Origin of the sequence: Pseudomonas sp., from assembly GCF_050739655.1 — a bacterium.
GTDB lineage: Bacteria > Pseudomonadota > Gammaproteobacteria > Pseudomonadales > Pseudomonadaceae > Aquipseudomonas.
Genome location: NZ_JBOIBY010000255.1, coordinates 1 through 5318, shown reverse-complemented (window position 1 = coordinate 5318; position 5318 = coordinate 1). Strand labels below are relative to the sequence as shown.

The 5318-nt window shown below is 55.2% G+C and carries 8 protein-coding genes; 4 read left to right on the top strand and 4 right to left on the bottom strand.

The genetic code is table 11. The features are described 5' to 3' along the window. The 4 genes from ACRESJ_RS12630 to dnaA form a co-directional block, all read right to left on the bottom strand. On the bottom strand, nucleotides 1-83 hold an 83-nt coding region (locus ACRESJ_RS12630; RefSeq protein ID WP_431758191.1), incomplete at its 3' end, for a hypothetical protein. A 5-nt stretch (nucleotides 84-88) separates the two neighbouring features. Beyond that, nucleotides 89-1192 (bottom strand): DNA replication/repair protein RecF, encoded by a 1104-nt coding sequence (gene recF / locus ACRESJ_RS12625; protein ID WP_431758189.1) that lies wholly within the window; start codon nucleotides 1190-1192, stop codon nucleotides 89-91. Between the two features lie 20 nt (nucleotides 1193-1212). Continuing rightward, nucleotides 1213-2316, bottom strand: a complete 1104-nt coding sequence (gene dnaN, locus ACRESJ_RS12620) for a DNA polymerase III subunit beta (RefSeq protein WP_431758188.1) — start codon at nucleotides 2314-2316, stop codon at nucleotides 1213-1215. A gap of 39 nt (nucleotides 2317-2355) precedes the next feature. Then, complete coding sequence (gene dnaA, locus ACRESJ_RS12615) at nucleotides 2356-3873, bottom strand: chromosomal replication initiator protein DnaA (RefSeq protein WP_431758187.1); 1518 nt, start codon at nucleotides 3871-3873, stop codon at nucleotides 2356-2358. Nucleotides 3874-4439: 566 nt separating this feature from the next. On the opposite strand from dnaA, the gene rpmH reads away from it, so the two are divergent. The 4 genes from rpmH to ACRESJ_RS12595 form a co-directional block, all read left to right on the top strand. Continuing rightward, nucleotides 4440-4574 carry a 50S ribosomal protein L34 gene (gene rpmH, locus ACRESJ_RS12610; protein WP_003213577.1) on the top strand — a complete coding sequence of 45 codons (135 nt, stop codon included), beginning with the start codon at nucleotides 4440-4442 and terminating at the stop codon, nucleotides 4572-4574. 16 nt (nucleotides 4575-4590) lie between these two features. After that, nucleotides 4591-4992 carry a ribonuclease P protein component gene (rnpA, locus tag ACRESJ_RS12605; RefSeq protein WP_431758186.1) on the top strand — a complete coding sequence of 134 codons (402 nt, stop codon included), beginning with the start codon at nucleotides 4591-4593 and terminating at the stop codon, nucleotides 4990-4992. Continuing rightward, entirely contained in the window at nucleotides 4985-5230 is a 246-nt protein-coding gene (gene yidD / locus ACRESJ_RS12600; RefSeq protein WP_010207715.1) for a membrane protein insertion efficiency factor YidD, read from the top strand. Before rnpA ends, yidD begins: the two co-directional genes overlap by 8 nt. Before the next feature lie 2 nt (nucleotides 5231-5232). Then, the coding region (locus tag ACRESJ_RS12595) for a hypothetical protein (RefSeq protein WP_431758190.1) at nucleotides 5233-5318 on the top strand (86 nt) is incomplete at its 3' end.

Genomic DNA, 5318 nt, shown 5'->3' with positions numbered 1-5318 from the left:
TACATACCGGGACGTTTGCGTACGGCATCCAGGCCTTTCAGCACTTTAATGCTCGTTGAGTCGTACGTATTTTCTTCGCTCAATGCCTTCACTCCCGATGGTCGTGGGTCTGGGTGATACGGCCCTGTTCCACGTGGAACAAAGCGACTGGCGTTTCCGTCTGCCAGCCTTCCCTCAATAATTCGTGATCTACACAGGTAATAAAAACCTGGCAGCGTAAGTCTTCCAGCAAGCGGCAAAGCGCGCGACGGTGCTGCTCGTCCAGCTCAGACGGCAAGTCATCCACCAGATAAATACACTGACCGCGTCGGGCCTGGCTCACCAAATGCCCTTGGGCAATTCGCAAGGCACACACCACCAACTTCTGCTGCCCCCGGGACAGAATGTCCGCGGCATTGTGTGCGCCCAATCTAAGACGCAAGTCAGCACGTTGTGGTCCGGCTTGGGTATGACCCATTTGCTGATCCCGTTGAAGGGACCCAGCGAGCACAGCGCTCAGCTCACGGTCTTTGTCCCACCCTCGGTAATAACTAAGCGTAAGGCCCTCAAGCTCAACCAAGTCGCTCAAGGTCCGTTCAAAGACTGGCTTTAAGGCTTTGATGTAAGCACGGCGGTATTCATCGATTTCAGCGCTGGCCTGGCACAGTTCCCTGTCCCAAACCGCTTGCGAAACGGCGTCAAGTGTACCATGCCGCAGCCAAGAGTTTCTCTGGCGCAGGGCCTTCTGCAAGCGCTGCCAAGTGGACATGAAACGCGGTTCCACGTGGAACACACCCCAGTCGAGAAACTGCCGGCGAATCTTCGGCGCCCCTTCCAATAATCGAAAGCTGTCCGGGTTGATCAACTGCAGGGGCAGAATCTCAGCCAGTTGCGCTGCGCTTCTAGCGTTCTGCCCGTCGATGCGGATCTGAAACTCACCCTGACGGTCCCGCGAGATGCCCAAGGCACTCTGACCACTCTCGGCGAGTTCAACCTGGCCGAACACTGTGCACGCCAACTGCTCATATTGAATGACCGGCAATAAACGGGTGCTGCGAAACGAACGGGCAAGCCCCAGCAGGTGAATGGCTTCCAGAACACTGGTTTTGCCGCTGCCGTTGGCGCCGTAAAGAATATTGATTCGGGGAGAAGGGGAGAAGGTCACCGGGTGCAAATTGCGCACCGCGGTGACCGAGACGCGACTTAAGGACATCTAGCTTCTGCTGAGCATAATTACAGACGCATCGGCATGACAACGTAAGCCGAGTCATCATTGTCCGACTCTTGCACCAGCGCACTGCTGTTGGAGTCAGACAGGATCAGACGAACCTGTTCGGTGGTCATCACACCAAGGACGTCAAGTAGATAGCTCACGTTGAAGCCGATTTCCAGAGAGCCGCCGTTGTATTCAACCCCTACTTCTTCTTCCGCCTCTTCCTGCTCCGGGTTATTCGCCTGAATCTTCAGCTGCCCAGTGGCCAGTTGCAGACGGATACCGCGGTATTTTTCGTTGGAAAGAATCGCAGTACGGCTGAAAGCTTCACGCAGCGCCTGACGGTCACCGAGTATCAGCTTGTCGCCGCCTTTAGGCAGAACGCGCTCATAGTCAGGGAATTTGCCGTCCACCAGTTTCGAGGTAAAGGTGAACTCGCCAGTGGTAGCGCGAATGTGATGCTGACCCAGAACGATGCTGACAATGCCGTCCGGTTCGGTCAGCAAGCGCGCCAACTCAAGGATACCCTTGCGCGGCACGATGACCTGATGGCGATCCGGCTGGCCAATATCAGCCTGCATCGAGCACATTGCCAGACGGTGGCCATCGGTGGCGACGGCACGGATCACACCGGCAGAGACTTCCAACAACATGCCGTTGAGGTAGTAACGCACATCTTGCTGAGCCATGGCGAAACTGGTGCGTTCAATCAAACGACGCAGCTTGCTTTGCTCCAGGCTGCAGGTCAGCGAACCTGGACCTTCTTCTACAGTCGGGAAATCGTTGGCCGGCAGAGTCGACAGGGTGAAGCGGCTCCGACCGGCTTTCACTACAAGCTTCTGTTCGTCTACCTTGATGTCGATCAGCGCATCGTTCGGCAGGCTTTTACAAATGTCCATCAGCTTGCGCGCAGGCACGGTAATGGACCCTGTCTCAGCAGGCTCTTCGAGTTGAACACGACCGACCAGCTCGACTTCCAGGTCGGTACCGGTCAGCGACAATTGCTGGCCTTCGACAACCAGCAGCACGTTGGATAGCACCGGCAAGGTCTGTCTGCGTTCGACGACGCCTGCGACCAGTTGCAGGGGTTTCAACAGGGCTTCGCGTTGAATGGTGAAATGCATGGTCTAGTCCCTTGCCTTAATAAGCTGCGCTGGTGTTCATCAAGTGGTCAGTGTACGCAGCAGGTTCTTGTAGTCCTCGCGGATGTCCGCGTCGGATTCCTTAAGTTCGTTGATCTTGCGACACGCGTGCAAAACCGTCGTGTGATCTCGACCACCAAACACATCGCCGATTTCCGGCAGGCTGTGGTTGGTCAGTTCCTTGGATAGCGCCATCGCCACCTGACGTGGGCGAGCGACCGAACGCGATCGGCGTTTGGACAGCAGATCGGAGATCTTGATCTTGTAGTACTCGGCGACAGTGCGCTGAATGTTATCCACAGAGACCAGTTTGTCTTGCAGCGCCAAGAGGTCCTTCAGGGATTCGCGAATCAACTCAATCGTGATGTCGCGCCCCATAAAGTGCGAGTGAGCAATCACGCGCTTCAGCGCACCTTCAAGCTCACGGACATTGGAACGAATGCGCTGGGCAATGAAGAACGCGGCATCGTGAGGCAGTTCCACCTTGGCCTGGTCGGCCTTCTTCATCAGGATCGCCACTCGGGTTTCCAGCTCCGGCGGCTCGACGGCAACCGTCAGGCCCCAGCCGAAACGGGATTTGAGGCGCTCTTCGAGGCCTTCGATCTCTTTCGGGTATCGGTCACTGGTGAGAATGACCTGCTGACCACCTTCGAGCAGCGCGTTGAAGGTGTGGAAAAACTCTTCCTGCGAACGCTCTTTGCGGGCGAAGAACTGAATGTCATCGATCAGCAAGGCGTCCACCGAACGGTAGAAACGCTTGAACTCATTGATTGCGTTCAGTTGCAAGGCCTTGACCATGTCGGCCACAAAGCGCTCGGAATGCAGGTACACGACCTTGGCATTCGGGTTCTTCTTTAATAGATGGTTACCCACAGCATGCATCAAGTGAGTTTTACCCAGACCCACACCACCATAAAGGAAGAGCGGGTTGTAACCGTGCTTCGGGTTATCCGCCACTTGCCAGGCAGCAGCCCGGGCCAGCTGGTTGGACTTACCCTCAACGAAATTTTCGAAGGTGAAGGTCCGGTTCAGGTAGCTGGTGTGCTTGAGCGCACCTTCGACCTGCACTGTTCGTTGTTCTGCGCGAACCGGAGCTTGTTGCGAGCTGGCGCCGGCCATCGGGTCGAAGCTTTCCCGCGAAGGTTCTTCTTCAATGACCTCGGCGACCTTTTGCGTAGCGCGCTTGGTCGGTGCGGCGACTGGTGCCGCAGGGACAGGTGCCGAAGCGACCTGGGCCTGGGCTGCAACAGCAGCAGCCAGTGGAGCATTTGGCGCAGCGCGCGGTGCCGAGCTGCGTTTGCTTCCTATTAATAAGGAAAGCGCAGGCGTCGAACCGTTGCCGTGCTCGTCGAGAAGTTCCAGGACACGGCCCAGATACTTTTCGTTGACCCAGTCCAGAACAAAACGATTGGGCGCATAGACGCGTAACTCGTCGCCTTCGGCTTCGACCTGTAGTGGACGGATCCAAGTGTTGAATTGTTGGGCAGGCAGCTCATCGCGCAGAAGCTCTACGCACTGCTGCCAAAGTTCCACTGACACGGATATCCCCTAAGTTGAAAGCCGGTGAGGCAAAAACAAGCGGCCATTGTAACGACCAGACGCCGACTTATCCACACGTAGGTGGCTCACCGTCCAAGAAGAATCAACGCGTTATACGGAAAAAAGACGACCAATGGTCTGTGCATAAGCTCTGTGGATAACCGCCCCTGAGATCATTGCACAACTGGGGGTGGAAATCGGTGGATAACCTGCCTGTGGATAAGCCGGCCTTTCACACACAGGTTTTCCGATGGCACAGCACAGGCTGAACACGGTTTTCCACCGTAGTTGTCATTCTCTGTACAGCTTGTCAAATAAGGCCTCAAGGTAGTTATCCACAGATGAACGTGGCCCTAGCTTTTATAAGCTTTACAGAAAAGCTTTAAATACTCTCCTTCTTTATTTTTATGTCTAATGAACGATCTGCGCACTTCAAACCACCCGAAGAGCTATTTAGAAGGAAACGTTGGTTGGAAATTGACCTGAACGCTTGCTTTCTCTAGAATCCCCGGTCTCTTAAAACGGGGGCCATTCCGGCCCGTTGTGGACGAACCAGGTAACACGACATGAAACGTACTTTCCAACCAAGCACTATCAAACGCGCTCGTACCCACGGTTTCCGTGCTCGCATGGCTACCAAGAACGGTCGTGCCGTCCTGTCGCGTCGTCGCGCCAAAGGTCGCGCACGTCTGGCAGTTTGATAATCCGGCACTGGAGGTGAGTCAGGACTTCAGTCGGGAAAAGCGTCTGCTTACACCCCGGCATTTCAAGGCAGTCTTTGACTCCCCTACCGGCAAGGTTCCGGGGAAAAATCTCCTGCTCCTTGCGCGCAACAACGATCTTGATCACCCCCGTCTCGGGTTGGTTATCGGGAAAAAGAGCGTAAAGCTCTCCGTCGAGCGCAATCGCCTCAAACGTCTGATGCGCGAATCGTTTCGCCTGAACCAGGATTTGCTGGTCGGCTGGGACATCGTTATCGTCGCGCGCAAAGGTTTGGGTGACGTAGAAAACCCCGAATTGATTCAGCATTTCGGCAAACTCTGGAAGCGTCTGGCACGCAGCAAGCCGATACCAGCAGTCAAAACCGAAACTGTAGGGGTAGACAGTCCAGATGCGTAAACTGGCACTCGTTCCGATCCAGTTTTATCGCTATGCCATTAGTCCCCTGATGGCCAGTCACTGTCGTTTCTACCCCAGTTGTTCCTGCTACGCGTTAGAAGCCATCGAAAATCATGGCCTTCTTCGCGGTGGCTGGCTGACCTTTCGTCGTTTAGGTCGCTGTCATCCGTGGAATCCCGGTGGTTATGACCCGGTTCCACCTATCCCTACCTCCCGTTCTTCTTCGATGGCCGAGTAATCATGGATATCAAACGCACGATCCTGATCGTCGCCCTGGCAATCGTGTCCTACGTTATGGTTCTTAAATGGAACCAGGACTATGGCCA